The following is a 26,361-nucleotide window of genomic DNA, read 5'->3' on the forward strand; positions in this document are numbered from 1 at the left end:
CAGACAGAGACCGACATGCAATTGATCTGGCTGCGCAGCGACCTGCGCCAACACGACAACACCGCCCTCGCGGCCGCCGCCGAGCGTGGCCCGACCGTGGCTGTGTACCTGTTGAGCCCGCTGCAATGGCAGGAACATGACGACGCGCCGTGCAAGATCGATTTCTGGCTGCGCAATTTGCGTGAGTTGAGCAAAAGCCTGGGTGCCCTGAACATCCCCCTCTTGATTCGCACTGCGCCTCACTGGGATCAGGCACCCGCCGTGCTGCTCGAACTGTGCCGGCAACTGAAGATCGAGGCCGTGCACGTCAACGAGGAATACGGCATCAACGAAAGCCGTCGCGACGAGGCAGTTGCCGAGGCGTTGCAAGCCGAAGGCATCACCTTCCACAGCTACCTCGACCAATTACTGTTCAAACCCGGCAGTGTGCTGACCAAAACTGGTACTTACTTTCAGGTGTTCAGCCAGTTCCGCAAGGTCTGCTACGAACGCCTGCACCGCTCGATGCCGTCGCTGAAACAGGCGCCGGGCAAACAGTCAGCGCTGAACATCGCCAGCGACCCCGTTCCAGAAGCCATCGAAGGGTTCCCGACACCGGGCGAATCCCTGCGCGCCCTGTGGCCCGCCGGTGAAGCCGAGGCCCGGCGGCGCCTCGACACGTTCGCCGATGCACAGATCGACTACTACAAAAGCGAACGCGACTTCCCGGCCAAACCCGGCACCAGCCAGCTCTCGGCCTATCTGGCCGCCGGCGTGATCTCGCCGCGCCAATGCCTGCACGCCGCCCTGCAAAGCAATCAGGGCGAATTCGAAAGCGGCAAGGTCGGCGCTGTCACCTGGATCAACGAACTGCTGTGGCGCGAGTTCTACAAACACATCCTCGTCGGTTATCCACGGGTTTCACGCCATCGCGCATTCCGCCCGGAAACCGAAGCCCTGGCCTGGCGTGATGCCCCCGAGGAGCTGGCCGCCTGGCAGGAAGCCCGCACCGGCTTGCCGATCATCGACGCGGCCATGCGCCAATTGCTGGAAACCGGCTGGATGCACAACCGCCTGCGGATGGTGGTGGCAATGTTTCTGACCAAGAACCTGCTGATCGACTGGCGCGAAGGCGAGCGTTTTTTCATGCGCCACCTGATCGACGGCGACCTGGCCGCCAACAACGGCGGCTGGCAGTGGAGTTCCTCGACCGGCACCGATTCGGCGCCGTACTTCCGTATCTTCAACCCGGTCAGCCAGTCGGAAAAATTCGACAGCGAAGGCCTGTTCATCAAGCACTGGCTACCGGAACTGGCCGGCCTGAACAAGAAAGAAGTCCACAACCCGGCCAGTGCCGGCGGGCTGTTCGGCGTGGCGGACTATCCGGCGCCGATCGTCAACCTGAGCGCATCACGGGAACGGGCGCTGACAGCGTTCAAGAACCTGCCGTCACGCGCGTCTCAAGGAGTGAGCGATGAGTGAATTTCTGCGCGGTTTCGCCCAGCGGTTCGCACAGTTGAACAAAGACAACTTGCGAAATCTGGACGAGCTGTACAGCGAAGACATTCATTTCACCGATCCACTGCATGAAGTGCAGGGGCTGACGCAATTGCGCGGTTACTTCAGTGAGTTGTACGCCAACGTCAACGAACTGCGCTTCGATTTCCACGGCTTCGACCAGATCAGCGACGGCGAAGGCTATCTGCGCTGGGTCATGAGCTACCGCCACCCACGTCTGGCCGGCGGCCAACTGATCCGCGTCGCGGGCTGCTCGCACCTGCTCTGGAGCGAAAAGGTTTACCGCCACCGGGATTACTTCGATGCCGGAGCGCTTCTTTATGAACATTTACCCGTATTGGGCCGAGTGATTGCCTGGCTGAAAAGGAGATTGGGATGAGTCGTACAGCTCCACGGCGTTATTGGCTGACCGGTGCCAGCAGTGGCATCGGTGCGGCATTGGCAGAAGAAATCCTCAAGACCGGTGCACATCTGGCAGTCAGTTCCCGCCAGGTCGCGCCGCTCAAAGTGCTGTCGCAACGTTATCCGGGGCAGGTACTGGTGGTGCCCGGCGATCTGACCAACAGTCAGACCGTGCGCGAAATCGGCGAACAGATCGCTGCGGACTGGGGGTCGCTCGATACGGTAATCCTCAACGCGGGCACCTGCGAATACGTCGATGCCCATCAGTTCGACGCCTCGATCATCGAATACGTGGTGCGTACCAATCTGCTCGCCAGCAGCTATTGCATCGAAGCCGCCCTGCCCTTGTTGCGCAAAGGCACGGCACCGCATCTGGTGGGGATGGCCAGCTCGGTGACCTATGTGCCTTTGCCACGGGCCGAAGCTTATGGTGCGTCGAAGGCCGGGCTGCGTTATCTGTTCGAATCCCTGCGCATCGACCTGGCGGACGAAGGCATTGAAGTCACGGTGATCAGCCCCGGTTTCGTCGACACGCCGCTGACCGCCAAAAATGACTTTCCGATGCCGCTCAGCTGGCCTGTGGATAAAGCCGCGCGGCATATCTTCGCCAAGCTGAAGGATCGGCCGCTGGAAATCGCCTTTCCGGCATTGTTCATGGCGGTCCTGTGGCCCCTGTCGAAAATGCCCGCGCGCGTACAACTGGCGATTGGCAAACGCATGGTGCGCAGCAGCCCGCCGCTCAGGGACGCAACATGAAAATCGCCATCGTCGGCAGCGGCATCGCCGGTTTGACCTGCGCGTATCTGCTCGCTCGCCGACATGACATCACCGTGTTCGAAGCCGACGCCCGGGTCGGCGGTCATACGCACACGGTGCCGGTCACCGTGGACGGGCGCGACTACGCAGTGGACACCGGTTTCATCGTGTTCAACGACTGGACGTATCCGAACTTCATTCGTTTGCTCGGCCAGTTGGGCGTGGCGTTCAAGCCCACCGAGATGAGTTTTTCGGTCAACGATCCGGACACGGGCCTGGAATACAACGGCAATAACCTCAACAGCCTGTTCGCCCAGCGCAGAAATCTGTTGTCGCCCGGATTCTGGGGCATGTTGCGCGACATCCTGCGGTTCAACAAAGAAGCGCGGCGCGATCTCGCCGAACAACGGATTACCGCCGACACCACCCTCGACGATTACTTAAAGTCCGGCGGTTACGGCGAGCGTTTCATCCTGCATTACATCGTGCCGATGGGCGCGGCGATCTGGTCGATGCCGATGGCCGAGATGCTCAATTTTCCATTGCAGTTCTTCGTGCGTTTTTTCGAGAACCACGGGTTGCTGTCGATCAGCAATCGCCCGCAGTGGCAGGTCATCAAGGGTGGCTCCAGCGCCTACATCGCGCCGCTGACGGAGTCGTTCAAGGAGCGCATCCGCCTGAACTGCCCGGTGGGCCGGATCGATCGCGACGCGCACGGCGTGGTTATCCACAGCCCCTCCGGCATCGAACGTTTCGACAAAGTGGTGCTGGCCTGCCATAGCGATCAGGCCCTTCGATTGCTGGGAAATCCTGACGATAAAGAACGGGAAATCCTCGGCGCCCTGCCCTACGCCGACAACGAAGTGGTGCTGCACACCGACACCCGCCTGCTGCCCGCACGCAAACGGGCCTGGGCCAGCTGGAATTATCGCCTCGGCGGCGCCGGACATACTCAGGCCGCCGTGACCTACGACATGAACATTCTGCAAGGCATCCAGAGCGATACCACGTTCTGCGTCAGCCTCAACCAGAGCGCCGGCATCAGCCCGTCCAAAGTGCTCGCGCGCTTCATCTACGCCCACCCGCAATTCAGCCTCGCGGCGGTGGCGGCGCAGCAGCGCTGGGCCGAAATAGACGGCGCACAACACACGCATTATTGCGGCGCCTATTGGGCCAACGGTTTCCATGAAGACGGCGTGGTCAGCGCTTTGCGCGTGGCCGCGTCCTTTGGAGAAAGCCTGTGAACAGCGCACTCTACAGTGGCTGGATCGCCCATCGGCGATTCGCCCCGCGCCGTCATGAATTCCGTTACCGGATCGGCATGCTGTACCTCGATCTGGCTGAACAGGAGGCGGTGCTGGGCCTGTCCCGACTGGCAGGCGCCGGCCGCTTTGCGCCGTTTTCATTTCGCGAAACCGACTACCTGAAAACCTTCACCGGCAGCGGCGTGCGCCTGAGCGATGCGGTGCGCCAGTTGGTTGGCGAAGCTCTGGGCCATGCGCCGCAAGGCTCGATCTGCCTGCTGACCCAGCCACGCAGCTGGGGCCTGGCGTTCAACCCGGTGAGTTTCTTCTATTGCCACGAGGCCGACGGCCAACTGGCGGCGATTCTCTGCGAAGTCAGCAACACCCCGTGGCGCGAGCGTTTTCACTACGTGCTGCCAGCCCGAGCACCGACCAACCTGCAGGACTTTCACCAGCACTTTGCCGTGGCCAAGGCGTTTCATGTGTCGCCGTTCCTGCCGCCGGATCTGGAATACCGCATGAGTTTCAGCCCTGCCGCGCAGGTCCTGGGCGTGCACATGGCCGACTGGCAAGGCGAGCAAAAACTGTTCGACGCTACCCTCGACCTGCGACGTGAACCCCTTGATCGACACCACTTGCACCGGCACCTGTGGCGCTTTCCCTGGATGACCGCCAAGACCGCGCTGGCGATCTATTGGCAGGCGTTGCGCCTGTTGCTCAAGCGCACCCCGGTGTTTGCCCACCAGCGCGCCGACGACCGTTTTCGAACCGCCACCGTACCGACCGAGGAACGCCACCATGAAATCCACTAGCGTCTCGGCCAAAGCCAGCCTGCTCAGCCCCCACGGCCTGAGCGGCTCGCTGCTGCGCCGGGGAGTACTGCGCCAGCTGGAGCAGCTCAAACAGGGTCAACTGATCGTCATCGAGGACGGCGAACGCCATGTCTTCGGCACACCGGGCAGCGCGTTGGTGGGGGAAATTCAGGTGCTGGATCCGGCTGCCTGGGGCCTGGTCGCGGGCAATGGCTCGATCGGCGCCGGTGAGGCTTTCATTCATGGTTACTGGCGTTCGCCGGACCTGACGGCGGTGGTGCGGGTCTTCGTCAGCAACCTTGAAGTGCTCGACGGAATGGAAGGTGGCCTGGCCCGGCTCGGTCGGCCACTGGTGCGCGGGCTGCACTGGCTCAACCGCAATACGCGCAAGGGCTCGCAGAAAAACATCGCCGCCCATTACGACCTCGGCAATGACCTGTTCGAACAGTTTCTCGACCCGACCATGATGTATTCGGCCGCGCAGTTTCTCAGCCCCGACGACAGCCTGGAGCAGGCGCAACTGAACAAACTGGAGCGGATTTGCCAGAAACTCGCGCTCAAACCCGGCGACCATCTGCTGGAAATCGGCACTGGCTGGGGCAGCATGGCGCTTTACGCAGCGCAGCACTACGGCTGCAAAGTCACCACCACCACGCTGTCGAAGGAGCAGTTCGCCTTCACCGCCGCGCGCATCGAACGCCTCGGCTTGCAGGATCAGGTGACGCTGTTGCTCAAGGATTACCGCGACCTCACCGGCCAGTACGACAAACTGGTGTCGATCGAGATGATCGAAGCGGTCGGCCACCGTTTCCTGCCGACCTACTTCAAACAGTGCGCGCACCTGCTCAAGAGCAACGGCCTGATGCTGCTGCAAGCGATCACCATCCGCGAACAGCGCTACGAGCAGGCGCGCCGTGGCGTGGACTTCATCCAGCGTTACATTTTCCCCGGCGGCGCCCTGCCCTGCGTGCAGAAAATGCTCGAGATCGTCAGCCGCGACACCGACATGAACCTGTTGCACATGGAAGATTTCGGCCTGCACTACGCCCGCACCCTGCGTCTGTGGCACGAGAACTTTCGGCATGCTCAGGGTCGCCTGACCGAGCTGGGCTATGACGATTACTTCCTCAGGCTGTGGGAGTTCTACCTGTGTTATTGCGAGGGCGGATTCCTCGAACGCACCATCGGCACCGCGCAACTGTTGCTGGCCAAACCGGCAGCGATGACCGCGCCTTTGCTGGGCCGGTTCGATGCTTGAGCGGTTGGCCAACGCAGTGCTGTTCCAGATCGGCTGGCTGGCCTGCGTGCTCGGCGGTAACAGTTTGTGGTTGCTGCTGGCGCTGGCGGTGCTGGTGATTCATCTGCGCTGGATCAGCAGTTGGCTGCAGGAAGGCCGGTTGATCCTCAGCGTGGTGATCATCGGCACGGCGGTGGACAGCGTGTTGCGCGGCCTCGGGGTTTTCGAGTTCAAGGATCTGTCGCCGCTGATTCCGCTGTGGCTGATGTTGTTGTGGGCGTTATTTGCCACGACATTGCGTCATTGCCTGCAATGGAGCGCGAGTCCGTGGTGGCTGGCCAGTCTGCTTGGCGCGGCAGGTGGTGCGCTGTCTTATGGCGCCGGCGGACGACTGGCCGGTGTGCAGTTTCCTTTCGGTGAGCTCCCTACCCTGATCGGCATCGCGCTGCTGTGGGCGTTGCTGTTTCCGCTGCTGCACCAGTTGTCCCGGCGGCTGGCGAGTTAAACGCCTGTCAGGCCTTTCACACGGTCATCGGCCACTGCCGTACACTGACGCCATGAAAACCATTCCCCATCGGCAAATCGCCGAGCCCGAGGTCACCTGCTCGACCTGTGCAGCCTGCTGCTGCCAGCTCGAAGTGATGCTGATCACCGACACCGGCGTACCCGAGCGTTTTATCGATACCGACGATTGGGGTGGTGAGGTGATGCTGCGTCTGGACGACGGCTGGTGCGCGGCGCTGGATCGCGACACGATGATGTGCACGATTTACGAGAAGCGTCCGCTGATCTGCCGCGAGTTCGAGATGGGCGCGCCGGAATGCATCGACGAACGCCAGGGGATTGCCACGGCGTATCGCTGAATAAAAAAAGGAGCGCCAAGCGCTCCTTTTTTCATGGGGTTTACAGCGGCATCGTGTAATGCAGCGAGTAGCTTTCGACCCCGTCGTTGTTGCTGCTCAGGCCGGCGTTGGAATAGTGCGTCGCACGGATCCCGACTTCATGCCCGCCATTGAAGCGCAGGCCGAAACCGAAGCGGTCTTCAAACTGGAAGGCGCCGCCGAGCTTGTTGTCTTCGTATTCGGTGTTGGAGAACAGTGCTACGCCGATCCCCGCCTCGACATACGGTTTGACCGACTGACCGGCAAACTCGTAAACAAACACCGGCGAGAACGACAGGCTGTTGTTGCTGGAGGTCTTGTCGCCTTCCCAGTAGGTGTAGGCGCCGCTCCAGTAACCGGTCAGGCGACCGACGTCACTTTGCAGCCAGCTCTTGTCCCAATCGAAATTCATGCCCAGGCGATAAGTCATCGTCGAATCGCTGGTGGCACCCACTGCAAACTCGACGCCAGCAGCTTGTGCGGTAAAACTTTGCCCCATCAGTGCAGCCGCAATCGCGGCCAAGCAGAATAGTCGCTTCACGTTGAAACTTCCTTTTCCGGAACGATCGTTTGGTTTTCTAGGTCACTCTGCGCTATAGAAATCTGCGCTTGGTCAGAAGTTCAGCTGACTTTTTAGATATTTCACATTTTTTTTACAAGGTGAATTTTTCGACGTCGCCATCGACTTGACCCAGCAGGGCGAGGGTCTTGCGCAAAGACGCGGGATCAGCGCTGGTCCAGAATCTGACCGGTCGGTTCGGCCCTTCGGCGAGCAGATCCCGCTCGGCCAGCAGCCGCTGCAATTGGCGGGCTACTGCCGCGCCGGTGTCGATCAGGCTGATGCTCTCGGGGATCATCGACTTGAGCATCGGCTTGAGAAACGGATAGTGGGTGCAGCCCAGAATGATCGTGTCGCAACCGTTGGCCAGAAGCGGATCGATGTAGTGCTTGAGCAATGCACGCAGCTCGGCGCTATGCAGATCGCCGCTTTCAATCCGCTCGACCAGTCCGGGGCACGGTTGAGTGATGACCCGTACATCCGTGGCAAAACGATCGAGCAGCGCTGCAAACTTTGCACTCTGCAAGGTGCCGGTGGTGGCGAGTACGCCCACCACGCCGCTGCGGGTGGCGGCGGCGGCCGGTTTGACCGCCGGCTCCATGCCGACAATCGGCCACTCGGGAAAGTCCCGGCGCAGATCGGCGACGCCGGCCACGGTCGCGGTGTTGCACGCGATCACCAGCGCCTTGGCACCCTGCTCGCGGAAAAAACCGGCCATCACGCTGCAACGCTGGCGGATGAATTCCGGGGTTTTCTCGCCATAAGGAATATGGCCGCAATCGCCGAGGTACAGCAGCGATTCATTCGGTAGCAGTTGCTGGATTTCCGCCAGCACCGACAGGCCGCCGACGCCGGAATCGAAGACGGCAATCGGCGCTTCACGCATGCTGCGAACCACAGACGCTGCAACCCGGATCGCGCTTGACCCGCAGCTCACGGAATCGCGAGCCCAGCGCATCGATCAACAGCAGACGCCCCACCAGCGGTTCGCCGAATCCTGCCAGCAACTTCAAGGCTTCCAGCGCTTGCAGGCTGCCGACCAGACCGACCAGCGGCCCGACCACGCCGGCTTCGCTGCAAGTCAGTTCGGCTTCGCTGCCGTGACCGTACAGGCAGTGGTAGCACGGGCTCTCGGCACGACGCGGGTCGAACACCGAAAGCTGTCCTTCGAGGCGGATCGCGGCGCCGCTGACCAAGGGCTTGCGCGCCGCCACGCATGCGGCGTTGACCGCTTCGCGGGTGGAGAAATTGTCCGAGCAGTCGAGCACCAGATCCACCGCCGCCACGGCTGCGGCGAGAGAGTCCTCGTCCAGTGCCTGACGATGGGGCACCAGCTTGATTTCAGGATTGATCGCGCTCAGGCGCTTGAGCGCCGAGTCGACCTTGGTCATGCCGACGCTGTCGGTGTCGTGGATGATCTGGCGCTGCAGGTTGGTCAGGTCGACCGTGTCGAAATCCGCCAGGTGCAATTCACCGACACCCGCCGCCGCCAGGTACAACGCCACCGGCGCACCGAGACCACCGAGGCCGACGATCAATACCCGGCTGTCCTTGAGCTTCAACTGGCCATCGATGTCGATGTGTTGCAGCAGGATCTGCCGACTGTAGCGCAACAATTCCTGATCATTCAGCACGGCAGGCGCCCCAGGCTGATCCGTTGATGGCCGCCCAGATCGGTGCGGCTGTGGACTTCTTCGAAACCTTGCGTCAGCAGCAGATCGCGCACGGCTTCGGCTTGATCATAGCCGTGTTCGAGCATCAGCCAGCCACCGGCCTCCAGATGAGCCGGCGCCTGGGCGATGATCAGACGCAGATCGTCGAGCCCGTCGATGCCGGCCACCAAGGCGCTTTCCGGCTCGAAACGCACATCGCCTTCCACCAGATGCGGATCCGCGGCGCGAATGTACGGCGGGTTGCTGATGATCAGCTCGAAACGCTTGCCTTCGAGGGCGCTGAACCAGTGGCTGCTCAGCACCGTGGCGTTGTTCAAGTGCAGGCGCTGGCGATTGCGCTCGGCCAGGGCCACGGCTTCCAGCACGCGATCCACGGCGGTGACCTTCCACGCCGGGCGCTCGCTGGCCAGGGCCAGGGCAATCGCCCCGCTGCCGGTGCCGAGGTCGAGAACTTTAGCCGGGGTCGCCGGCAGCAATTCCAGCGCAGCCTCCACCAGCAGTTCGGTGTCCGGACGCGGGATCAACGTGTGCGGCGCGACTTCCAGATCCAGTTTCCAGAAACCCTGCTGACCCAGAATGTACGCGACCGGCTCGCCGCTGCGACGACGTTGCAGGTACTCGGCGAAGACCAGTGCGGCTTCGCTGGGCACGATGCGCTCGGGCCAGGTGTGGAGAAAACTGCGCGACTTGCCCAGCGCGGCGGCCAGAAGCAATTCGGCGTCCAGACGCGCGGTGGGCGAGTCCGGCAGTTCGGCGGCGCGCAACAGGCTGGCGATGATGGTCATTTACTCACCTATCGCTGCGAGCTGGTCGGCCTGGTATTCGGCCAGCAACGGCTCGATCACCGCTTCGACGCCACCGGCGAGGATTTCATCGAGGGAATACAGGGTCAGGTTGACGCGGTGGTCGGTGACCCGGCCCTGGGCAAAGTTGTAGGTGCGGATACGCTCGGAGCGGTCACCGGAACCCACCAGCAATTTACGTTCGCTGGCGATGGCGTTGGCCGCTGCAGCCGTCTGCTGGTCGTTGAGCTTGGCCGCCAACCAGGCCATCGCCCGGGCACGGTTCTTGTGCTGGGAACGCTCTTCCTGGCACTCGACAACGGTGCCGGTCGGTATGTGGGTGATGCGGATCGCCGAATCGGTGGTGTTGACGTGCTGACCACCGGCCCCGGAGGAGCGGTAAGTGTCGACGCGCAAATCCGCCGGGTTGATCTCGATGGCTTCACGCTCGTCCGGCTCGGGCAATACCGCCACGGTGCAGGCCGAGGTGTGGATACGGCCCTGGGATTCGGTGGCGGGTACACGCTGTACGCGGTGCGCGCCGGATTCGAATTTCAGCTTGCCGTAAACGTTGTCGCCTTCGATGCGGGCGATGACTTCTTTATAGCCGCCGTGTTCGCCTTCGTTTTCCGAGAGGATCTCCACCCGCCAGCCACGCCGTTCGGCGTAACGCGAGTACATGCGGAACAGGTCGCCGGAGAAGATCGCCGCCTCGTCGCCACCGGTGCCGGCGCGGATTTCGAGGAACACGTTGCGCCCGTCGTTGGGATCCTTGGGCAGCAACATGCGTTGCAGGTCGGATTCCAGGGTGATCAGCAATTCCTTGGCTTCGCGGACTTCTTCCACGGCCATTTCACGCATGTCCGGATCGCTGTCCTTGAGCAGCGCCTGTGCGCCTTCAAGATCGCTTTGTACACCGAGCAGCTTTTTATAGCCTTGTACCACCGGCTCAAGTTCGGCGTATTCCTTGGAATAGGCGCGGAACTTGGTCTGATCGGAAATGACTTCGCCGTCGCCGAGCAGCGCGGTCAGTTCCTCGAAACGGTCCTGGAGAATGTCCAGCTTATTGAGCAGTGACGCTTTCATTGCGGTTTTTTATCCGAAAAGCTATCCGGTGAGCCCTCGAGGGCAAAGAGTTCCTGAGCCATGGCCAGCGCATCGAGGCGGCCTTCGGCAGAAAGCTTTTTCAACTGCACGCTCGGGGCGTGCAGGAGTTTGTTGGTCAGGCCACGGGCCAGTTGCCCGAGCACGTCTTCGGCGTTGCCGCCGTTGGCCAGCAGGCGCAGGGCCTTTTGCAGTTCTTCGTCGCGCAGGCGTTCGCTCTGTTGACGATAGGCCTTGAGTACGTCGACCGCTGCCAGCTCGCGCAGGCGCACCATGAAATCGTCGGCGCCGACCGAAACCATCTCTTCGGCCGCCTGCGCTGCACCCTGACGGCTCTTGAGGTTTTCGGCGACCACTTCGTGCAGATCGTCGACGCTGTAGAGGTAAACGTCGTCGAGTTCGCCGACTTCTGGCTCGATGTCACGGGGAACGGCAATGTCGACCATGAAGATCGGCTTGTGCTTGCGCAGCTTCAGGGCGCTTTCCACCGCGCCCTTGCCGAGGATCGGCAACTGACTGGCGGTAGAACTGATGACGATGTCGCTGCGCACCAGTTCGGCCGGGATGTCCGAGAGCAACACCGCGTGGGCACCAAACTGCTCGGCCAGCAGGCTGGCGCGCTCCAGTGTCCGGTTAGCGACCACGATGCGCTTGACCCCCAGCTCATGCAGATGGCGGGCGACCAGGGTGATGGTCTCGCCGGCACCGATCAGCAGGGCCTGGCTGCGTTGCAGGTCGCTGAAAATCTGTTTGGCCAGGCTGACGGCAGCAAACGCCACGGACACCGGGTTTTCGCCGATGGCGGTGTCGGTACGCACTTGCTTGGCGGCATTGAAGGTCGCCTGGAACAGTCGCCCGAGCAGCGGCCCGATGGTGCCGGCCTCGCGGGCCACGGCGTAGGCCGATTTCATCTGGCCGAGAATCTGCGGTTCGCCCAACACCAGCGAGTCGAGCCCGGAGGCGACGCGCATCATGTGACGAACTGCCGCATCATCTTCATGCACATAAGCACTCGCGCGCAGCTCATCGAGGCTTAAATGGTGATAGTCGGCCAGCCAACGCAGCACGATATCGGCCGAAAGCTGATCCTGTTCTATATACAGCTCACTGCGATTGCAGGTGGAGAGGATCGCAGCTTCGCGGCTGTCGGTGAGTCGGCAGAGCTGCTGCAAGGCCTCCACCAGCTGCTCAGGGGTAAAGGCCACGCGCTCGCGGACGTCTACTGAAGCAGTCTTGTGGTTGATACCGAGTGCAAGGAAGGCCATTCAAGGTCGCTGATGGTGACGTGAAGCCGGCAATTGTCCTACTTCGTCAGATTCAGAACAACTACCGCTGACTATTGTCCCAATTGTCGGCCCCTATAATGGCCACAATCGAGACTCGGTTATGTTTGGCCGAAGGCTTGTGTCATGATGATCCGACCGCAGGTTAGTCGTCCTCTTCCTATATGAATAGATCTTCCGCGTTGCTCCTCGCTTTTGTCTTCCTCAGCGGCTGCCAGGCCTTGGCCCCCGTTTCGCAGGACGGTGCCTCACCGGTCGAAGACACCACGCCGGCCCCTGAAAAGCCCAAGGTTTACAGCTCGTTCAGCCAGGAAACGGTGTTCAGCCTGCTGAGCGCCGAACTCGCTGGCCAGCGCAATCGTTTCGACATTGCCCTGGACAACTACGTGACCCAGGCCATCAACACCCAGGATCCGGGCGTTTCCGAGCGTGCCTTCCGCATCGCCGAGTACCTGGGCGCCGATCAGCCGGCCCTCGATACCGCGCTGATCTGGGCGAAAAACGCCCCGGACGATCTCGAAGCGCAACGCGCCGCCGCCGTGCAACTGGCTCGCGCCGGGCGTTATGACGACTCGATGGTCTACATGGAGAAAGTCCTGCAGGGCAAGGGCGATACCCATTTCGACTTCCTCGCGCTGTCGGCCGCCGACACCGATCAGGAAACCCGCAACGGCCTGATGAAAAGCTTCGACCGCCTGTTGCAGCGTCACCCGAACAACAATCAGCTGATTTTCGGCAAGGCCCTGCTGATGCAGCAGGATGGCGACACCCAAGGTGCGCTGACCCTGCTCGAAGACAATCCGCCGGAAGACGGCGAGATCGCCCCGATTCTGCTGCGTGCACGCCTGCTGCAAGGACTGAATCGCGGCGACGAAGCGCTGCCGCTGCTGCAAAAAAGCATCAAAAAGTATCCGGACGACAAGCGCCTGCGCCTGACCTACGCGCGGATGCTGGTAGAACAGGACCGGATGGACGACGCCAAGGTCGAGTTCTCCACCCTGGTTCAGCAATACCCGGAAGATGACGAACTGCGTTATTCGCTGGCGCTGGTCTGCCTGGAAGCCAAGGCCTGGGACGAGGCCAAGGGTTATCTGGAAGACCTGATCGCCCGGGAAAGCCATGTCGACTCGGCACACCTGAACCTGGGCCGCATCGCCGAAGAACGTAACGACCCGCAAGGTGCGCTTATCGAGTACGCCCAGGTTGGCCCGGGCAACGACTATCTGCCGGCGCAACTTCGTCAGGCCGACATTCTGATGAACAACGGCAAGACCGCCGAAGCCCAGAGCAAACTGGCCGCCGAGCGTGACGAACAGCCGGACTACGCGATCCAGTTGTACCTGATCGAAGCCGAAACCCTCTCCGCCAACAATCAGGGCGACAAGGCCTGGAAAGTCCTGCAACAAGCGTTGCAGCAGTACCCGGACGATCTGAACCTGCTTTATACCCGCGCGATGCAGGCGGAAAAACGCAATGATCTGGCGCAGATGGAAAAAGACCTGCGCCTGATCATCAAGCGCGATCCGGACAATGCCATGGCCCTCAACGCCCTCGGCTACACCCTGTCCGACCGCACCACCCGCTACGCTGAAGCCAAGGCGCTGATCGAGCAGGCGCACCAGATCAACCCGGAAGACCCGGCGGTGCTCGACAGCCTCGGCTGGGTGAATTTCCGCATGGGCAATCTGGAAGACGCCGAGAAATATCTGCGTCAGGCCCTCGAGCGCTTCCCCGATCACGAAGTCGCGGCGCACCTGGGCGAAGTGCTGTGGGCCAAGGGCAAGCAGCGCGAAGCGAAACAAATCTGGGGCAAGTTCCTCAAGGACCAGCCTGACAGCACCATCCTGCGCAGCACCATCAAGCGCCTGACCGGATCCGAGACTCTTTAACTCATGTTTTTGCGCCACGTCATAGTTTTCAGCTTCATCGCCCTGCTCGCCGGTTGCGCGGGCTTCGGCGCCCGTGAATCGGTCGAAGGCCACGGCAATCCGGCACAGTGGGCCGCGAACAAACAACACCTGACCGGCCTCGACGGCTGGCAGATCGACGGCAAGATCGGCATTCGCGCCCCGAAAGATTCGGGCAGCGGCACGCTGTTCTGGCTGCAACGTCAGGATTACTACGACATCCGTCTGTCCGGCCCGCTGGGTCGTGGCGCGGCGCGACTGACCGGTCGCCCGGGTGCGGTGTCGCTGGAAGTGGCGAATCAGGGCCGCTATGAAGCGCCGACTCCGGAAGCACTGGTCGAAGAACAACTGGGCTGGAAACTGCCGGTCTCGCATCTGGCCTGGTGGGTTCGCGGCCTCCCGGCACCGGACAGCAAAAGCCGTCTGACCCTGGACGGCAACAGCCGTCTGGCCAATCTGGATCAGGATGGCTGGCAGGTCGAATACCTCAGCTATGCCGAACAGAACGGTTACTGGCTGCCCGAGCGGATCAAACTGCACGGCACCGATCTGGACGTGACGCTGGTCATCAAGACCTGGCAACCGCGCAAGTTGGGGCAATAACGCATGACCGCTCCACGCCTCACTTTACCTTCGCCGGCCAAACTCAATTTGATGCTGCACATTCTCGGTCGCCGTGAAGACGGTTATCACGAGTTGCAGACGCTTTTTCAGTTCCTCGACTACGGCGACGAAATCACTTTTGCCGTGCGTGACGACGGCGTGATCCGCCTGCACACCGAATTCGACGGCGTGCCTCACGACAGCAACCTGATCGTGCGCGCGGCGAAGAAACTCCAGGAACAATCCGGCTGCTCGCTCGGCATCGACATCTGGATCGACAAGATCCTGCCGATGGGCGGCGGCATCGGTGGCGGCAGCTCGAACGCGGCCACCACTCTGCTCGGCCTCAATCATTTGTGGCAACTGGGTTGGGATGAAGATCGCCTGGCTGCACTGGGCCTGACACTGGGCGCGGACGTGCCGGTGTTCGTGCGTGGCCATGCGGCTTTTGCCGAAGGTGTCGGCGAGAAACTGACCCCGGTCGAGCCCGCCGAACCGTGGTATGTCGTGCTCGTTCCGCAAGTCTCTGTTAGTACGGCAGAAATTTTTTCAGATCCATTGTTGACACGTAACACGCCGCCCATTAAAGTGCGCCCCGTTCCCGAGGGAAACAGTCGAAATGACTGCTTGCCGGTGGTATCGAGGCGTTATCCAGAAGTACGTAACGCATTGAATTTGTTAGGTAATTTTACCGAAGCAAAACTCACCGGAACTGGAAGTTGTGTGTTTGGGGGCTTCCCAAGCAAAGCTGAAGCTGATAAAGTCTCGGCCCTTCTGACAGAGACCCTTACAGGGTTTGTAGCGAAAGGAAGCAACGTTTCGATGTTGCATCGCAAGCTGCAAAGTCTGCTCTAAAGGAACCAAGTGCCCGGCACTTGCAAGCAACAGATACAGGGGCGTCGCCAAGCGGTAAGGCAGCAGGTTTTGATCCTGCCATGCGTTGGTTCGAATCCAGCCGCCCCTGCCATTTTCCTATACTCATCCAGGTATACCCTCAGCCTTCAGGTACTGCGCGTGTCCAAGATGATGGTCTTTACGGGGAACGCTAACCCCGATCTGGCTCGGCGTGTCGTACGTCAGCTGCATATCCCTCTCGGTGACATCTCTGTCGGTAAATTCTCCGACGGCGAAATTACAGCCGAGATCAATGAAAACGTTCGCGGTAAAGACGTCTTCATTATTCAGCCGACTTGCGCTCCGACCAACGATAACCTGATGGAACTGGTAGTGATGGCTGATGCCTTCCGCCGCTCCTCGGCTACTCGTATCACTGCTGTTATTCCTTATTTTGGTTATGCCCGTCAGGATCGCCGTCCGCGTTCCGCACGTGTGGCTATCAGCGCGAAAGTCGTTGCTGACATGCTCACCGTAGTCGGCATCGACCGTGTTCTCACGGTTGATCTGCATGCTGACCAGATTCAGGGTTTCTTCGATATTCCGGTAGATAACATCTACGGCTCCCCGGTTCTGGTGGATGACATCGAAGATCAGCGCTTCGAGAACCTGATGATCGTGTCCCCGGACATTGGTGGCGTCGTGCGTGCACGTGCCGTTGCCAAGTCCCTGGGCGTGGATCTCGGGATCATCGACAAACGCCGTGAGAAAGCCAATCACTCTGAAGTGATGCATATCATCGGTGATGTCGAAGGGCGTACCTGCATTCTGGTCGATGACATGGTCGATACCGCCGGCACTCTGTGCCACGCGGCCAAGGCCCTGAAAGAGCATGGCGCAGCCAAGGTCTTTGCCTACTGCACACACCCTGTGCTGTCGGGTCGGGCCATCGAGAATATCGAAAATTCCGTGCTGGACGAGCTGGTGGTCACTAACACCATCCCGCTGTCCGCTGCAGCACAAGCCTGTGCACGTATCCGCCAACTGGATATCGCACCGGTTGTTGCCGAAGCGGTTCGCCGCATCAGCAATGAAGAATCGATCAGCGCGATGTTCCGTTAAGGGCCCTGCCCTTCTCGAAATGTCTCGTTGACGAAAAGCGCCCCGCCCCGGCATTCCTGCCGGGGCGGGGCTTTTTTGCCCATACCGTGTTCGGCGCTGGTCGCAAACGCCACTCGGTCATGGCTATTTTGGAGATACAAAATGAACGATTTTACTCTGAATGCTGAAGCGCGTTCCGACCTGGGGAAAGGTGCGAGCCGCCGCCTGCGTCGTCTCGCCGCCCTGGTTCCAGCTGTTGTTTACGGTGGCGACAAAGCCCCTGAATCCATCAGCATGCTGGCCAAAGAAGTTGCCAAACTGCTCGAAAACGAAGCTGCCTACAGCCACGTTATCGAACTGAACGTTGGTGGCACCAAGCAAAACGTGATCATCAAGGCTCTGCAACGTCACCCGGCCAAAGGCCACGTGATGCACGCTGACTTCGTACGCGTTGTAGCTGGCCAGAAACTGACCGCTATCGTTCCTGTGCACTTCATCAACGAAGCTGCTCCAGTGAAGAAAGGCGGCGAAATCTCGCACGTTGTTGCCGAGATCGAAGTTTCCTGCCTGCCAAAAGATCTGCCTGAGTTCATCGAAGTCGACCTGGCTAACGCTGAAATCGGCACCATCGTTCACCTGTCGGACCTCAAAGCTCCTAAAGGTGTCGAGTTCGTTGCTCTGGCACACGGCGATGACAAGGCTGTTGCCAACGTCCACGCTCCACGTGTTGCTCCAGAAGCTACCGAAGAAGGCGCAGCAGAGTAATTCACTCTGTCATGCCTGAGTGAGCAGGTAACATCGCGGACTGGAACGTAGCGAGAAAGCGGGCGGGAACGCGGAGTTTACATCCATGGTAAATGAGCATTTTTCGTCCACTTTCGCCGCCTTCCCTGATCGCGGCGATGTTATCCACCACTCAAAGGAAGGGCCCCTATCGTGACTGCCATCAAACTGATCGTTGGCCTGGGAAATCCAGGCGCTGAATACGAGCAGACCCGGCATAACGCAGGGGCCCTTTTTGTTGAGCGCATCGCCCACGCACAGAACGTGAATCTCGTGGCCGATCGCAAGTATTTCGGCCTGACCGGGCGCTTCTCGCATCAGGGTCAGGATGTTCGTCTGCTGATTCCCACCACCTACATGAACCGCAGCGGCCAGGCCGTGGCGGCACTCGCCGGTTTCTTCCGCATCAAGCCTGAAGAAATCCTGGTGGCGCACGACGAACTCGATCTGCCTCCGGGCGTTGCCAAACTCAAAGTCGGCGGCGGCCATGGCGGTCACAACGGGTTGCGCGACATCATTGCGCAATTGGGCAATCAGAATACGTTCCACCGCCTGCGGCTCGGCATCGGCCACCCGGGCGTCGCCAGTATGGTTTCAAATTTCGTCCTGGGTCGTGCGCCACGCGCCGAACAGGAAAAACTCGATGCCAGCATCGACTTTGCCCTCGGCGTGCTGCCGGATATCCTCGCCGGTGAATGGAACCGCGCGATGAAAAACCTGCACAGCCAGAAGGCCTGACTCTAATCCGAGGGGAAACACCATGGGATTCAATTGCGGCATCGTCGGCCTGCCTAACGTCGGCAAGTCCACCCTGTTCAACGCCCTGACCAAATCCGGGATCGCGGCCGAGAACTTCCCCTTCTGCACCATCGAGCCGAACAGCGGCATCGTGCCGATGCCGGATCCGCGTCTGGACGCCCTGGCGGCCATCGTCAATCCGAAGCGCATCCTGCCGACCACCATGGAATTCGTCGACATCGCAGGCCTGGTTGCCGGCGCATCGAAAGGTGAAGGCCTGGGCAACAAGTTCCTGGCCAACATCCGCGAAACCGACGCGATCGCTCACGTCGTGCGCTGCTTCGAAGACGAGAACGTGATCCACGTTTCCAACAGCGTCGACCCGAAGCGCGACATCGAAATCATCGACCTGGAACTGATCTTCGCCGACCTCGACAGCTGCGAGAAGCAACTGCAGAAAGTCGCACGCAACGCCAAGGGCGGTGACAAGGACGCAGTGGCCCAGAAGGCCCTGCTGGAGCAGTTGATCCCGCACTTCAGCGAAGGCAAGCCTGCACGCAGCCTGATGAAGAACATGAGCGCCGACGAGAAGGCGATCATCAAAGGCTTCCACCTGCTGACCACCAAGCCGGTCATGTACATCGCCAACGTCGCTGAAGACGGTTTCGAGAACAACCCGCACCTGGACGTGGTCAAGGCCATCGCCGAAGAAGAAGGCGCGATGGTTGTTCCGGTCTGCAACAAGATCGAAGCGGAAATCGCCGAGCTGGACGACGGCGAAGAGAAAGACATGTTCCTCGAGGCCCTGGGCCTGGAAGAGCCTGGCCTGAACCGCGTGATCCGCGCCGGCTACGAAATGCTGCACCTGCAGACCTACTTCACCGCCGGTGTCGAAGAAGTCCGCGCCTGGACCGTCCGCGTCGGTGCCACCGCACCGCAAGCCGCTGGCGTGATCCACACCGACTTTGAAAAAGGCTTCATCCGCGCCGAAGTGATCGCCTACAACGACTTCATCCAGTACAAGGGCGAAGCAGGCACCAAGGAAGCCGGTAAATGGCGTCTGGAAGGCAAGGATTACATCGTCAAGGACGGCGACGTAATGCACTTCCGCTTCAACGTGTAAAAGCTGCACCCATGAAAAAGCCGCGTTTGATACGCGGCTTTTTTGTGCCTGACATTCAGCCCGTCAGGCCTTTTTGGTTCTCGGCAGGAAGATCGCCAGCACCCCGAACAGCGGCAGGAACGAGCACAGGAAGTACACGTATTCGATGCCGTGAATGTCCGCCAGATGCCCGAGCAACGCCGCACCGATCCCGCCAAATCCGAACATCAGACCGAAGAACACCCCGGCAATCATTCCGACATTGCCCGGCACCAGTTCCTGCGCGTACACCACGATCGCCGAGAACGCCGAAGCGAGGATGAAACCGATCAACACGCTCAGGACAGTGGTCCAGAACAGATCGACATGCGGCATCAGCAGCGTGAACGGTGCCACGCCGAGGATCGAGAACCAGATCACTGCCTTGCGCCCGATCTTGTCGCCAATCGGCCCGCCGAAGAATGTGCCCGCCGCCACCGCGCCGAGGAACAGGAACAGATGCAGCTGGGAACTTGCCACCGACAGGTCGAACTTCTCGATCAGGTAGAACGTGAAGTAGCTGGTCAGGCTGGCCATGTAGAAGTACTTGGAGAACACCAGCAATCCGAGCACCACCAGCGCGCTGATCACCCTGCCCTTCGACAGTCCGTGAGTGGCAGCCTGCCCGGCCTTGAGCTTGAACAGGTTCAGGTGATGGGCGTACCAGCGGCTGATGCGATAGAGCACGAACAGCGCAAACACCGCGAACAGCCCGAACCAGGCCACATTGCCTTGGCCGAAAGGAATGATGATCGCCGCTGCCAGCAACGGACCGAATGCCGAACCGGCATTACCACCGACCTGGAACGTCGATTGCGCCAGACCGAAGCGTCCGCCCGACGCCAGCCGCGCGATACGAGAAGCTTCGGGGTGGAAGGTCGAAGAGCCGATACCGATCAGCGCCGCCGCCAGCAAGATAAGAGGGAAACTGCCAACAATCGACATCATCACAATGCCGATCAGCGTGCACACGGAACCTGCCGGCAACAGCCACGGTTTCGGGTGCCGATCGGTGTGATAACCGACCCACGGCTGCAACAGCGAAGCGGTCAATTGGAACGTCAAAGTGATCAGGCCGACCTGGGTGAAACTCAGGCCATAGTTGGCCTTGAGCATCGGATAGATCGACGGCAGCACTGACTGGATCAGGTCGTTGATCAAATGCGCCAGCGCCACCGCGCCAATGATGCGCATCACCAAAGGGCTGCTTTGTGGAGGAGCGGACGCCGAGGCAGCGGCGGTCTGAACGTTGCTGATAGCCATGGGAGTTTCCGGACTGCAGATGGGTGCACGCGGGCAGGTGCGTCAATGTGCCATTTTTCGGTGCGCCAGCGCCATCCCCTTAGCCAGCTAACGAACTATTCAGTCGTCGCGCCACAAGTGATAGCGCAACGCCATGGTCTGAATCTTGCCTTGCTTATCCGCTTGAACGCGGCGCCCTTACAAAGGGCATCGAGAATGGGAAGTTTCGCTACAGAGCCGGCCTACAGAGCGGGCAAGGGTGAACTTTCGAGGCCTTTTAGCAGGGCACCAATCCCGGTCGCAACGACCGCGATGCACGCCGATGGTGCGTGGTGTCCAGAGGAGTCATGGGGCATGCAGGCTTTTTTATCACCGGGGATCAGGTTGCTGGGGCGGTTTGGCTTCGCGCGTAAATTCCAGTTGTTGTTTCTGCTGTTTATCCTGCCATTGGCCGGCAGCCTGTTGATGATCGGCCAGGACTATCGCGATAAACTCAACCTGATCGCCGGCGAACGTGCCGGTGTGCGGCAGTTGCTCGCCCTCGATGCACTCGACAATCTGCTCGCCGCCCAGCGCGACCGCGCCGCCCGCTGGCGCGCCACGGAAACCAACCGCCAGCCGACGCCCGCCACCCTTGCGGCCATGGCCGCCTTCGATAGCGTACAACCTGCCGTTGCTCAGGCCACCCTGGAGCTGGGCAATGCCTTGCAGGCCGAAGGCGCGGAAGGTGAAACCCTGACTCGCTATCAGGCCCTGCAAGCCGCGCTCAATGGTCTGGACTCGAAAAGCCTTTCCGGTGTCGGTTGGTGGCCGGACGGTTACGACCGTTTCACCAACGCCCTCAGCGCCCTGCAAGCGTTGCGTGAGCAGATCGCGATGGACAATCGCCTGATCCTCGCGCCTTGGCTGGAAACCTATCTGCTGACACAAATTTCCACCCAGCACGCGCCAGACCTGATCGAACGCGTCGGCCGACTGGCAGCCGTTGGACAGGCGTCCGTGGTATCCGGCCAGTTCACCCTGCAAAGCCGTCTGCAACTGCGTGACCTGCGCAGCCGCATCGGCGATGCCCGCGAGCAGTTGGTGAAAACCGCGGGCTTGCTCGAAGCGCGTCTGCCGCCAGCCCTGCAAGGTTGGGCCGGGCAATATCACGACAGCCTCAAACAACTGGATGCCGGTCTGAAAGTGCTGGATGACGGCGTGTTCGGCGGCAGCATCAATCTCAAGCCTGAAGAATTCGAGCGCACTCTCGATGCCCTGCTCGGCAACCTCGCCACGCTGCGCCAGCAATCGCTGGTGTCGCTGGATCAGCGGCTGGATGACTACCACGGATCGGCGATTCGTCAGTTCATCATTGTCGCGGCGGTCTTCGGTTTCCTGTTGTTGGCGGCGCTGTATTTGTTCGTCTGCCTGCAAGCCTCGATCCGCCGCAGCGCCAGCGGCATCACGCTGCTGGCCGAAGCCCTGCGCGACGGCAATCTGAGCCTGCAAGTGCCGGTCGTGGGCCGCGATGAATTGGCTTCGATCAGCACCGCACTCAACGTGGCGGTGGTGCAATTGCGCACCAGCCTGCTGGGTGTCGATCACGAGACTTCGCAACTGAGCAACGCGGTGCGCAGCCTCAACGATCACTCCAGCGGTGCCCTCAGCGAAGTCGAAGCGCAGCAATTGCAGATCAGCCAGATCGCCGCCGCGGCCACGCAACTGGCGGCGACGTCTCAAGGCGTGGCGCAGAGTTGCGAACAGGCTTCCGGCAGCGCTCAGCACACCCGGCGCATCGCTGCCGACAGCAGCCGTGACAGTCAACGCACCACGGCGAGCATCCAGCAGCTCAATCAGCGTCTGAACGAAACTGCCGCAGCGCTCGGCCGGGTCAGCGAGCAAGGGCAGCAGATTCAACTGGTGGTCGATACCATTCGTGGCGTCGCCGAACAGACCAACTTGCTGGCGCTAAACGCCGCCATCGAGGCCGCTCGCGCCGGGGAACAAGGTCGTGGCTTTGCCGTGGTGGCCGACGAGGTGCGCAGCCTGTCGCAACGTACGCAATCGTCCACGGCGCAGATCGCCGGTACGGTCGACAGCCTGCGCAACACGGTCAATGAAGCCGTGAGCCTGATGGAGGCGGCGTGCGGCCAGGCGCAATCGGACGCGGAAGCGGTCACGGGACTTGGCGAACGCCTGGGGGAAATCGCCAGCGCCGTGCAGAGCGTCACCGACACCCTCGCCCAGATCGCCACGGCAGTCGAAGAACAGGCGAGCACCGCCGATGAGGTCAGCGGCAATATCCAGCAGGTCGATCAAGCGGCGGTTCGTCTGCTCGAAGGCGCGCGGGCCGTGAACCTGGCGGCGGACACTTTGAGTCAGGGCAGCCATGCCTTGAGTGCGAATACCGGGAGATTTCAGCTGCGATGAAAGCCCCTCCCGCCCCGATTTTCGGCGCGGGAGGATAAGCGGTTGAAAATAAGAAGAAATATTTTAAATTTACGCTTGACGCTTTTCCATTTCAGGGGAATAATGCGCGCCACTTGGCTACATAGCTCAGTTGGTTAGAGCATAGCATTCATAATGCTGGGGTCCGGGGTTCAAGTCCCTGTGTAGCCACCAAGTACTAAAAACGGCTTACCGAAAGGTAGGCCGTTTTTTTATGCCTCGAGAAAAGTGCCGGCCATCGTCAGCCGGCATTTTCTTTTATCCGGCCAGTGCCGCCAGCCCTTTCGTCCAGATCTGCCGCGTGCGCAAACCGACCATCGCTCGCCAGTCCGGATCGGCGGGATAGAACTGCTCCAGCAGATTCAGTTTGATCTCGCGCCCCGTCGCACCCAGCGGATCGCCATGCAGATGCAGCCAGTGATCGTCGCGCAGGTAACGATGCACGTCCGGCCCCGGATAAGTCCCGCACTCGATCACGAACGGCATCAGTTGCACATTCGGCAGCGCATTGAGCAGTGCCTGCGAGGTGTACCCAGTGGCGGTTGCCGCAACGCCGGTTTCACTCAAGGTTTCGGCACCAGTGTGCAGCGTGTAGAGCCACGGACCGTAAATCGACTGCGCCTGGGTCAGTGCCGGATACGGTGCCTGGGTAATCGTCAGCAACATCGGATGACCATACTCGCCGGCGCCGGTGTGCAGGTCGAAACACATCACGGTTTCAGCACCGGCCAGATGATTCTCGATGATTGAATGCAGCGTGCGATTCGACCAACTCGGCGCGAGCCCGCCGAAGAACAATCCGTCGGGATGACTGTGCTGCCCGCCCTCGACAATCGACATGACAGCCGGCCAGCCGTGCTCGGCGATTTGCGCATCGAGCAAGGCATCAGCCTTTTGTCGCTCGGGACCGTTCAAGTCGGTGCAGGCATAGATGTCATGCAGCTCGGCGTAAGCGCGGTTGTCCGGAAGCGCTCGGTTGAAATCCAGGTGATTGCGGTTGAGGTCGATGTTGTCTTCATTGACCCGTCGCAGCCACGCCGTGCCCCACGGGTTGATCAGGTGAATCATCACGACCGCTACATCCTTCGGCAACGAGTCCGGCGTGAAATGCTTCAGCCAATCCATCTGGCACTCCGAACCGTAATAACCCTCAACCCCGTGGGTGCCGCTGAGCGCCACCAGGCGCCGTTTGGCCGTTGGATTCCCCAGCACCGCCACATCGGTACTCAAAGGCTCGCCAAACGGCCCATTGAGCGGATGCGCGTACGAGGAGAGCGTTGCACCCGCCCCCTTCGCGGCGGCAAGAAAGCGCTCGCGCTGTTCGCGATAGCTGGGCTGGGTCGGAAACTCGTTGTGCATGGCGGCCTCTTGTTGATTGTTCTGGCTTCACGTTTGCCCATGACCCTACAGAAAATCCGCCAAGGCATGAAGGACAAAGATACCTGCGGTTTGCGTCGTACACGGTCGGCCGATACAGTCCGTCAGACTTTTATCCCACGGACGGAGAGCCCCGCGTGTTTCCAGCCCTGCCCCTGAACCGTTTTCGCCTGCCGGCCCTGACGCTGATCGTCAGCGCCATCGCCCTCACGGCCTGCAACGCCCCGCCCTCCTCGACCCTGCCGCTGGCACCGGAAGCCGCCTCCGGCTACCGCACCGGCCTGCAAGCCAGCCACGCCGAAAAACACATGGCCGCCGCTGCCAATCCGCTGGCTGCCGAAGCCGGTCGCGAGATGTTGCGTCAGGGTGGTTCCGCCATCGATGCCGCCATCGCAATGCAAGCCGTGTTGACCCTGGTCGAACCGCAATCCTCCGGGATCGGTGGCGGCGCGATGATCGTGCTGTGGGATGGCAAGCAGGTGCGCACCTACGACGGTCGCGAAACTGCACCGGCCGGTGCGACCGAGAAGCTGTTCCTGCAGGACGATGGAAAACCGATGCCGTTCCCGCAGGCGCAGATCGGCGGACGCTCCGTCGGCACACCGGGCGTGATGCGTGCACTGGAACTCGCGCACAAAAAGCACGGCCGCTTGCCGTGGGCCAATCTGTTCGAACCGGCGATCAAACTGGCCGAGCAGGGTTTTGCGATCTCCCCGCGCCTGCATTCGCTGCTGGAATCCGACCCGGTGATTCGCCGCTCGCCGGACATGGCCAAGTACTTTCTGAACAGCGATGGCAGCGTCAAAGCCGTCGGCACGCGACTGCAAAACCCGGCGCTGGCCGCCGTGCTCAAACGCATCGCCAACGAAGGTGCGGACGCACTGTACAAAGGCCCGATCGCCGAAGAGATCGTGGCCAAGGTTCAGGGCCACGCCAACCCCGGCAGCCTGTCGCTGAACGACCTTCAGCACTATCAGGCCAAGGAGCGCGCGCCCCTGTGCACCGACTACAAACGCTGGCAGGTTTGCGGGATGCCGCCGCCATCATCGGGCGGAATTGCAGTGGCGCAGATTCTCGGCACCTTGCAGGCGCTGGAAACCCGCGATCCGCGCCTGTCCCTGACGCCGCTCAAACCTGTGAAGACCGATAAACCCGCCGGCATCGAACCTGCGCCGCAAGCCGTGCACCTGATCGCCGAAGCCGAGCGCCTGGCCTACGCCGACCGCGCGCAATACGTAGCCGATACCGACTTTGTGCCGGTGCCGGCCAAGGGCCTGGTCGATCCGGGTTACTTGGCCAGCCGCGCCAGCCTGATCGGCGAACGCAGCATGGGCACAGCCAAACCCGGCACACCGCCGGGCGTGCAGGTCGCCTACGCGCCGGATCGCTCGCCGCTGCGCATTTCCACCTCGCAAGTGGTGGCCGTGGATGACTTCGGTGGCGCCGTCTCGATGACCACCACCATCGAAGCAGCGTTCGGCTCGCACCTGATGGTTCAGGGTTTCCTGCTCAACAACCAGATGACCGACTTCTCGTTCATCCCCGAAGAGAACGGACAGAAAGTCGCCAACCGCGTAGAGCCCGGCAAACGCCCGCGCTCATCGATGGCGCCGACCCTGATCTTCGACCGCAACAGCGGCGAGTTCGTCGCCACCGTCGGTTCTCCCGGCGGCTCGCAGATCATCGAATACGTGGCCAAAACCACCGTTGGCCTGCTCGACTGGAACCTCGACCCGCAAAGCGCCATCAGCCTGCCCAACTTCGGCAGCCGCAACGGCCCGACAGAGCTGGAACAGGGCCAGTTCAGCCCGACGCTGATCCAGGCACTCAAGGACAAGGGCCACACCGTCAACGAAATCGACATGACCAGCGGCACCCAGGCCATCGTGCGGGTCAAGGATGCTCAGGGGAAGGCAACGCTGTCAGGTGGGGCAGATCCTCGGCGTGAAGGGGTGGCGTTGGGGGATTGAATCAG

Annotated in this window: 25 protein-coding genes and 2 tRNA genes; 19 read left to right on the top strand and 8 right to left on the bottom strand. The window is 61.1% G+C overall.

Features of this window, described 5'->3' with window-relative positions; genetic code table 11:
* Positions 1-15: 15 nt before the first annotated feature.
* Genes phrB through PMI24_RS05510 form a run of 8 tightly spaced genes read left to right on the top strand, consistent with a single transcriptional unit; the run spans position 16 to position 6,811 of the window.
* The gene (gene phrB, locus PMI24_RS05475) at positions 16-1,461 is read left to right on the top strand and encodes a deoxyribodipyrimidine photo-lyase (protein WP_086788458.1); all 1,446 of its coding nucleotides are present in this window, start codon (positions 16-18) and stop codon (positions 1,459-1,461) included.
* Positions 1,454-1,876 (top strand): nuclear transport factor 2 family protein, encoded by a 423-nt coding sequence (locus tag PMI24_RS05480; RefSeq protein WP_007951692.1) that lies wholly within the window; start codon positions 1,454-1,456, stop codon positions 1,874-1,876. The genes phrB and PMI24_RS05480 overlap by 8 nt, the downstream gene beginning before the upstream one ends.
* The gene (locus PMI24_RS05485) at positions 1,873-2,655 is read left to right on the top strand and encodes an SDR family NAD(P)-dependent oxidoreductase (RefSeq protein ID WP_007951694.1); all 783 of its coding nucleotides are present in this window, start codon (positions 1,873-1,875) and stop codon (positions 2,653-2,655) included. The genes PMI24_RS05480 and PMI24_RS05485 overlap by 4 nt, the downstream gene beginning before the upstream one ends.
* Entirely contained in the window at positions 2,652-3,899 is a 1,248-nt protein-coding gene (locus tag PMI24_RS05490) for an NAD(P)/FAD-dependent oxidoreductase (protein WP_007951695.1), read from the top strand. The genes PMI24_RS05485 and PMI24_RS05490 overlap by 4 nt, the downstream gene beginning before the upstream one ends.
* Positions 3,896-4,711 carry a DUF1365 domain-containing protein gene (locus PMI24_RS05495; RefSeq protein ID WP_007951698.1) on the top strand — a complete coding sequence of 272 codons (816 nt, stop codon included), beginning with the start codon at positions 3,896-3,898 and terminating at the stop codon, positions 4,709-4,711. The genes PMI24_RS05490 and PMI24_RS05495 overlap by 4 nt, the downstream gene beginning before the upstream one ends.
* On the top strand, positions 4,698-5,969 hold the full coding sequence (locus PMI24_RS05500; protein ID WP_007951699.1) for an SAM-dependent methyltransferase: 1,272 nt from the start codon (positions 4,698-4,700) through the stop codon (positions 5,967-5,969). The genes PMI24_RS05495 and PMI24_RS05500 overlap by 14 nt, the downstream gene beginning before the upstream one ends.
* Positions 5,962-6,453, top strand: coding sequence for a DUF2878 domain-containing protein (locus PMI24_RS05505; RefSeq protein ID WP_007951701.1), 492 nt, complete (start codon positions 5,962-5,964; stop codon positions 6,451-6,453). Before PMI24_RS05500 ends, PMI24_RS05505 begins: the two co-directional genes overlap by 8 nt.
* A 52-nt stretch (positions 6,454-6,505) precedes the next feature.
* Positions 6,506-6,811: a YkgJ family cysteine cluster protein gene (locus tag PMI24_RS05510; protein WP_007951707.1), complete on the top strand. Its 306-nt coding sequence runs from the start codon at positions 6,506-6,508 to the stop codon at positions 6,809-6,811.
* 40 nt (positions 6,812-6,851) lie between these two features.
* Here the strand turns inward: PMI24_RS05510 and PMI24_RS05515 are convergent, their stop codons facing one another.
* The 6 genes from PMI24_RS05515 to hemA all read right to left on the bottom strand — a co-directional run bounded on the left by PMI24_RS05515 (position 6,852) and on the right by hemA (position 12,212).
* Positions 6,852-7,370, bottom strand: coding sequence for an acyloxyacyl hydrolase (locus tag PMI24_RS05515; protein WP_007951709.1), 519 nt, complete (start codon positions 7,368-7,370; stop codon positions 6,852-6,854).
* Between the two features lie 112 nt (positions 7,371-7,482).
* Positions 7,483-8,274, bottom strand: coding sequence for a glutamate racemase (gene murI / locus PMI24_RS05520; protein WP_007951710.1), 792 nt, complete (start codon positions 8,272-8,274; stop codon positions 7,483-7,485).
* Positions 8,267-9,022 (bottom strand): molybdopterin-synthase adenylyltransferase MoeB, encoded by a 756-nt coding sequence (locus PMI24_RS05525; protein ID WP_007951711.1) that lies wholly within the window; start codon positions 9,020-9,022, stop codon positions 8,267-8,269. The genes murI and PMI24_RS05525 overlap by 8 nt, the downstream gene beginning before the upstream one ends.
* Positions 9,016-9,846, bottom strand: coding sequence for a peptide chain release factor N(5)-glutamine methyltransferase (gene prmC / locus PMI24_RS05530; protein WP_007951712.1), 831 nt, complete (start codon positions 9,844-9,846; stop codon positions 9,016-9,018). The genes PMI24_RS05525 and prmC overlap by 7 nt, the downstream gene beginning before the upstream one ends.
* Entirely contained in the window at positions 9,847-10,929 is a 1,083-nt protein-coding gene (gene prfA / locus PMI24_RS05535; RefSeq protein WP_007951714.1) for a peptide chain release factor 1, read from the bottom strand.
* Positions 10,926-12,212: a glutamyl-tRNA reductase gene (gene hemA, locus PMI24_RS05540; RefSeq protein WP_007951716.1), complete on the bottom strand. Its 1,287-nt coding sequence runs from the start codon at positions 12,210-12,212 to the stop codon at positions 10,926-10,928. Before hemA ends, prfA begins: the two co-directional genes overlap by 4 nt.
* Before the next feature lie 182 nt (positions 12,213-12,394).
* On the opposite strand from hemA, the gene PMI24_RS05545 reads away from it, so the two are divergent.
* The 8 genes from PMI24_RS05545 to ychF all read left to right on the top strand — a co-directional run bounded on the left by PMI24_RS05545 (position 12,395) and on the right by ychF (position 19,319).
* The gene (locus PMI24_RS05545; protein WP_007951720.1) at positions 12,395-14,119 is read left to right on the top strand and encodes a tetratricopeptide repeat protein; all 1,725 of its coding nucleotides are present in this window, start codon (positions 12,395-12,397) and stop codon (positions 14,117-14,119) included.
* Positions 14,120-14,122: 3 nt separating this feature from the next.
* Entirely contained in the window at positions 14,123-14,740 is a 618-nt protein-coding gene (gene lolB / locus PMI24_RS05550) for a lipoprotein insertase outer membrane protein LolB (RefSeq protein WP_007951721.1), read from the top strand.
* A gap of 3 nt (positions 14,741-14,743) precedes the next feature.
* The gene (gene ispE, locus PMI24_RS05555; RefSeq protein ID WP_007951723.1) at positions 14,744-15,595 is read left to right on the top strand and encodes a 4-(cytidine 5'-diphospho)-2-C-methyl-D-erythritol kinase; all 852 of its coding nucleotides are present in this window, start codon (positions 14,744-14,746) and stop codon (positions 15,593-15,595) included.
* Between the two features lie 37 nt (positions 15,596-15,632).
* A tRNA-Gln gene (locus PMI24_RS05560) sits at positions 15,633-15,707 on the top strand.
* A 47-nt stretch (positions 15,708-15,754) separates the two neighbouring features.
* Positions 15,755-16,696 carry a ribose-phosphate pyrophosphokinase gene (locus tag PMI24_RS05565; RefSeq protein ID WP_003171603.1) on the top strand — a complete coding sequence of 314 codons (942 nt, stop codon included), beginning with the start codon at positions 15,755-15,757 and terminating at the stop codon, positions 16,694-16,696.
* Between the two features lie 141 nt (positions 16,697-16,837).
* Positions 16,838-17,440 carry a 50S ribosomal protein L25/general stress protein Ctc gene (locus PMI24_RS05570; RefSeq protein ID WP_007951725.1) on the top strand — a complete coding sequence of 201 codons (603 nt, stop codon included), beginning with the start codon at positions 16,838-16,840 and terminating at the stop codon, positions 17,438-17,440.
* A 171-nt stretch (positions 17,441-17,611) separates the two neighbouring features.
* Positions 17,612-18,196: an aminoacyl-tRNA hydrolase gene (pth, locus tag PMI24_RS05575; RefSeq protein WP_007951726.1), complete on the top strand. Its 585-nt coding sequence runs from the start codon at positions 17,612-17,614 to the stop codon at positions 18,194-18,196.
* A gap of 22 nt (positions 18,197-18,218) precedes the next feature.
* Positions 18,219-19,319: a redox-regulated ATPase YchF gene (gene ychF, locus PMI24_RS05580; RefSeq protein ID WP_007951727.1), complete on the top strand. Its 1,101-nt coding sequence runs from the start codon at positions 18,219-18,221 to the stop codon at positions 19,317-19,319.
* 63 nt (positions 19,320-19,382) lie between these two features.
* On the opposite strand, the gene PMI24_RS05585 is transcribed toward ychF, so the two are convergent.
* Positions 19,383-20,600, bottom strand: coding sequence for an MFS transporter (locus PMI24_RS05585; protein ID WP_007951729.1), 1,218 nt, complete (start codon positions 20,598-20,600; stop codon positions 19,383-19,385).
* Positions 20,601-20,933: 333 nt separating this feature from the next.
* Between PMI24_RS05585 and PMI24_RS05590 the strand changes: the two genes are divergently transcribed.
* Positions 20,934-22,991 (top strand): methyl-accepting chemotaxis protein, encoded by a 2,058-nt coding sequence (locus PMI24_RS05590; protein ID WP_007951730.1) that lies wholly within the window; start codon positions 20,934-20,936, stop codon positions 22,989-22,991.
* Between the two features lie 115 nt (positions 22,992-23,106).
* Positions 23,107-23,183: transfer RNA gene (locus PMI24_RS05595), tRNA-Met, on the top strand.
* A gap of 84 nt (positions 23,184-23,267) precedes the next feature.
* On the opposite strand, the gene PMI24_RS05600 is transcribed toward PMI24_RS05595, so the two are convergent.
* Complete coding sequence (locus PMI24_RS05600) at positions 23,268-24,368, bottom strand: DUF2817 domain-containing protein (RefSeq protein WP_007951731.1); 1,101 nt, start codon at positions 24,366-24,368, stop codon at positions 23,268-23,270.
* A gap of 155 nt (positions 24,369-24,523) precedes the next feature.
* On the opposite strand from PMI24_RS05600, the gene ggt reads away from it, so the two are divergent.
* On the top strand, positions 24,524-26,356 hold the full coding sequence (gene ggt, locus PMI24_RS05605) for a gamma-glutamyltransferase (RefSeq protein ID WP_007951732.1): 1,833 nt from the start codon (positions 24,524-24,526) through the stop codon (positions 26,354-26,356).
* Positions 26,357-26,361: the final 5 nt, after the last annotated feature.

It is taken from the genome of Pseudomonas sp. GM25 (assembly GCF_000282255.1).
In the GTDB taxonomy this organism is placed as follows: Bacteria; Pseudomonadota; Gammaproteobacteria; order Pseudomonadales; family Pseudomonadaceae; genus Aquipseudomonas; species Aquipseudomonas aphyarum.

What these genes read in the sequence shown, in the direction of transcription:
- PMI24_RS05500 (WP_007951699.1), top strand. Translation starts at nt 4,698, where the DNA reads ATGAAATCCACTAGCGTCTCGGCCAAAGCCAGCCTGCTCAGCCCCCAC.
- PMI24_RS05545 (WP_007951720.1), top strand. Translation starts at nt 12,395, where the DNA reads ATGAATAGATCTTCCGCGTTGCTCCTCGCTTTTGTCTTCCTCAGCGGC.
- PMI24_RS05570 (WP_007951725.1), top strand. Translation starts at nt 16,838, where the DNA reads ATGAACGATTTTACTCTGAATGCTGAAGCGCGTTCCGACCTGGGGAAA.
- phrB (WP_086788458.1), top strand. Translation starts at nt 16, where the DNA reads ATGCAATTGATCTGGCTGCGCAGCGACCTGCGCCAACACGACAACACC.
- prfA (WP_007951714.1), bottom strand. Translation starts at nt 10,929, where the DNA reads ATGAAAGCGTCACTGCTCAATAAGCTGGACATTCTCCAGGACCGTTTC.
- prmC (WP_007951712.1), bottom strand. Translation starts at nt 9,846, where the DNA reads ATGACCATCATCGCCAGCCTGTTGCGCGCCGCCGAACTGCCGGACTCG.
- PMI24_RS05490 (WP_007951695.1), top strand. Translation starts at nt 2,652, where the DNA reads ATGAAAATCGCCATCGTCGGCAGCGGCATCGCCGGTTTGACCTGCGCG.
- murI (WP_007951710.1), bottom strand. Translation starts at nt 8,274, where the DNA reads ATGCGTGAAGCGCCGATTGCCGTCTTCGATTCCGGCGTCGGCGGCCTG.
- PMI24_RS05480 (WP_007951692.1), top strand. Translation starts at nt 1,454, where the DNA reads ATGAGTGAATTTCTGCGCGGTTTCGCCCAGCGGTTCGCACAGTTGAAC.
- ychF (WP_007951727.1), top strand. Translation starts at nt 18,219, where the DNA reads ATGGGATTCAATTGCGGCATCGTCGGCCTGCCTAACGTCGGCAAGTCC.
- PMI24_RS05510 (WP_007951707.1), top strand. Translation starts at nt 6,506, where the DNA reads ATGAAAACCATTCCCCATCGGCAAATCGCCGAGCCCGAGGTCACCTGC.
- PMI24_RS05505 (WP_007951701.1), top strand. Translation starts at nt 5,962, where the DNA reads ATGCTTGAGCGGTTGGCCAACGCAGTGCTGTTCCAGATCGGCTGGCTG.
- PMI24_RS05585 (WP_007951729.1), bottom strand. Translation starts at nt 20,600, where the DNA reads ATGGCTATCAGCAACGTTCAGACCGCCGCTGCCTCGGCGTCCGCTCCT.
- hemA (WP_007951716.1), bottom strand. Translation starts at nt 12,212, where the DNA reads ATGGCCTTCCTTGCACTCGGTATCAACCACAAGACTGCTTCAGTAGAC.
- PMI24_RS05590 (WP_007951730.1), top strand. Translation starts at nt 20,934, where the DNA reads ATGCAGGCTTTTTTATCACCGGGGATCAGGTTGCTGGGGCGGTTTGGC.
- lolB (WP_007951721.1), top strand. Translation starts at nt 14,123, where the DNA reads ATGTTTTTGCGCCACGTCATAGTTTTCAGCTTCATCGCCCTGCTCGCC.
- PMI24_RS05485 (WP_007951694.1), top strand. Translation starts at nt 1,873, where the DNA reads ATGAGTCGTACAGCTCCACGGCGTTATTGGCTGACCGGTGCCAGCAGT.
- PMI24_RS05600 (WP_007951731.1), bottom strand. Translation starts at nt 24,368, where the DNA reads ATGCACAACGAGTTTCCGACCCAGCCCAGCTATCGCGAACAGCGCGAG.
- ispE (WP_007951723.1), top strand. Translation starts at nt 14,744, where the DNA reads ATGACCGCTCCACGCCTCACTTTACCTTCGCCGGCCAAACTCAATTTG.